The sequence below is a fragment of the Candidatus Avoscillospira sp. LCP25S3_F1 genome, from assembly GCF_052117125.1.
In the GTDB taxonomy this organism is placed as follows: Bacteria; Bacillota; Clostridia; order Oscillospirales; family Oscillospiraceae; genus Avoscillospira_A.
Genome location: NZ_JBQKJT010000049.1, coordinates 1 through 3,290 on the forward strand (window position 1 = coordinate 1; position 3,290 = coordinate 3,290).

Consider the following 3,290-nt stretch of genomic DNA (forward strand, 5'->3'; position numbering starts at 1 on the left):
AGAGGACAGTGGCGGACGGGTGAGTAACGCGTGAGCAACCTGCCTTTCAGTGGGGGACAACAGAGGGAAACTTCTGCTAATACCGCATAATGTGCCGGGGAGGCATCTCCTTGGTACCAAAGATTTATTGCTGAAAGATGGGCTCGCGTCTGATTAGATAGTTGGTGGGGTAACGGCCTACCAAGTCGACGATCAGTAGCCGGGTTGAGAGACTGACCGGCCACATTGGGACTGAGATACGGCCCAGACTCCTACGGGAGGCAGCAGTGGGGAATATTGGGCAATGGGGGAAACCCTGACCCAGCAACGCCGCGTGAAGGAAGAAGGCCTTCGGGTTGTAAACTTCTTTTACCAGGGACGAAGAAAGTGACGGTACCTGGAGAAAAAGCTCCGGCTAACTACGTGCCAGCAGCCGCGGTAATACGTAGGGAGCGAGCGTTGTCCGGATTTACTGGGTGTAAAGGGCGTGTAGGCGGAGCTGCAAGTCAGAAGTGAAATCCCCGGGCTCAACCCGGGAACTGCTTTTGAAACTGTAGCCCTTGAGTATCGGAGAGGCAGGCGGAATTCCTAGTGTAGCGGTGAAATGCGTAGATATTAGGAGGAACACCAGTGGCGAAGGCGGCCTGCTGGACGACAACTGACGCTGAGGCGCGAAAGCGTGGGGAGCAAACAGGATTAGATACCCTGGTAGTCCACGCCGTAAACGATGAATACTAGGTGTGGGGGGTCTGACCCCCTCCGTGCCGGAGTTAACACAATAAGTATTCCACCTGGGGAGTACGACCGCAAGGTTGAAACTCAAAGGAATTGACGGGGGCCCGCACAAGCAGTGGATTATGTGGTTTAATTCGACGCAACGCGAAGAACCTTACCGGGGCTTGACATCCCGCTAACGAAGTAGAGATACATTAGGTGCCCTTCGGGGAAAGCGGAGACAGGTGGTGCATGGTTGTCGTCAGCTCGTGTCGTGAGATGTTGGGTTAAGTCCCGCAACGAGCGCAACCCTTATGGTTAGTTGCTACGCAAGAGCACTCTAGCCAGACTGCCGTTGACAAAACGGAGGAAGGTGGGGACGACGTCAAATCATCATGCCCCTTATGTCCCGGGCTACACACGTAATACAATGGCGGTCAACAGAGCGAGGCAATACCGCGAGGTGGAGCAAATCGCTAAAAGCCGTCCCAGTTCGGATTGCAGGCTGAAACTCGCCTGCATGAAGTTGGAATTGCTAGTAATCGCGGATCAGCATGCCGCGGTGAATACGTTCCCGGGCCTTGTACACACCGCCCGTCACACCATGAGAGTCGGGAACACCCGAAGTCCGTAGTCTAACCGCAAGGAGGGCGCGGCCGAAGGTGGGTTCGATAATTGGGGTGAAGTCGTAACAAGGTAGCCGTATCGGAAGGTGCGGCTGGATCACCTCCTTTCTAAGGAGACTTCTGAGGATGAATAATCTTCAGTAACGTCCTAAGGTCAGACCAGGTGCAGAGGAAGACTGTGAGTAACGTTGTTTAATTTAGAGGGTACACACCACGAGAAAAGCGTGTGTGCCGGAGGAAAACGGGGGTTTAGCTCAGCTGGGAGAGCGCCTGCCTTGCAAGCAGGAGGTCAGCGGTTCGATCCCGCTAATCTCCACCAAACGGGCCAATAGCTCAGCTGGCTAGAGCACACGACTGATAATCGTGAGGTCGGTGGTTCGAGTCCACTTTGGCCCACCACTTACCTTTCTTTGAAAAGAAAGGTAAGCCAAAGAAACTTTCAAGTTTGGGTTTGTACCTCTAAATGGAGTTTCTGGTTTTAATGTTGAATGAAGTCTTCAACAGAGGATTTCATTGAGCATTAAAGCTCAAAGATGCACCTTGAAAACTGAACACTGTAACTATGATGCAAATTATGAGAAGGCAACAGTAAAGGAAATTACTTTTGTAACTTAATGGGTAAATACAATTAAGCCAAAAAAACTTTTCTTTATGAGCCTGCATAATTCTTGAGAACTAGCGACCGTTAGACCAAATTTTTAACCCAGCGCAAGCGGTTAAAAATTTGAGAGGAGACACAACGGAATGAGCGAGCTTTGCTGTCGCTACAGTGAAGCGAGGGATATGAAGTTTGTGTCGACGTGGTCAAGCTGTAAAGAGCGCAAGGGGAATGCCTTGGCATCAGGAGCCGATGAAGGACGTGATAAGCTGCGATAAGCTTCGGGGAGCTGCAAATAAGCTTCGATCCGGAGATTTCCGAATGGGGAAACCCACTGGAGCAATACTCCAGTATCCTGCGTTGAACAAAATAGGCGTAGGAAGGGAACCGTCTGAACTGAAACATCTAAGTAGGACGAGGAAGAGACATCAATCGAGATTCCGCTAGTAGTGGCGAGCGAACGCGGAAGAGGGCAAACCGGAGGTAGCAATATCTCCGGGGTTGTGGACAGCTTTTTAATCGGCTAGGTTAGCAGAACGGCATGGGAAGGCCGGCGATACAGAGTGAGAGCCTCGTATGCGAAAACCGACGTCGATGTAGTTGTATCCAGAGTACCGCGGGACACGTGAAACCCCGTGGGAAGCCGGGGGGACCACCCTCCAACCCTAAATACTACCTGATGACCGATAGAGAAGCAGTACCGTGAGGGAAAGGTGAAAAGAACCCCGGGAGGGGAGTGAAATAGTACCTGAAACCTTGTGCTTACAAGCAGTCACAGCCCGTTAAAGGGTGGTGGCGTACTTTTTGTAGAACGGTCCGGCGAGTTATGGTAACTGGCGAGCTTAAGGTATTCAGTACCGGAGGCGTAGGGAAACCGAGTGTTAAGAGCGCGTATGAAGTCAGTTGCTATAGACCCGAAACCAGGTGACCTAGCCATGAGCAGGCTGAAGTGGAGGTAAAACTCCATGGAGGGCCGAACACACGTTCGTTGCAATGACCGGTGATGACTTGTGGCTAGCGGTGAAATTCCAATCGAACTTGGAGATAGCTGGTTCTCCCCGAAATAGCTTTAGGGCTAGCGTATGGAATGAGTTTCGCGGAGGTAAAGCACTGAATGGGCTAGGGGGCGATAAGCTTACTGAACCTTATCAAACTAAGAATGCCGCAGAAATGCTTCCATGCAGTCAGACTGCGAGTAATAAAATCCGTGGTCAAAAGGGAAACAGCCCAGACCCACAGCTAAGGTCCCAAATACATGCTAAGTGGAAAACGATGTGAGATCGCATAAACAACCAGGATGTTGGCTTAGAGGCAGCCACTCGTTTAAAGAGTGCGTAATAGCTCACTGGTCGAGTGATTTTGCGCGGAAAATT

2 tRNA genes and 2 rRNA genes are annotated in these 3,290 nt (G+C 51.2%); all 4 read left to right on the top strand.

Annotation, left to right across the window (positions count from 1 at the left end):
- A 16S ribosomal RNA gene (locus ACTQ33_RS16955) occupies positions 1 to 1,427 on the top strand; the annotation flags it as partial.
- A gap of 135 nt (positions 1,428 to 1,562) precedes the next feature.
- Positions 1,563 to 1,638, top strand: a tRNA-Ala gene (locus ACTQ33_RS16960).
- A gap of 3 nt (positions 1,639 to 1,641) precedes the next feature.
- Positions 1,642 to 1,718: transfer RNA gene (locus ACTQ33_RS16965), tRNA-Ile, on the top strand.
- A gap of 403 nt (positions 1,719 to 2,121) precedes the next feature.
- Positions 2,122 to 3,290, top strand: a 23S ribosomal RNA gene (locus ACTQ33_RS16970); the annotation flags it as partial.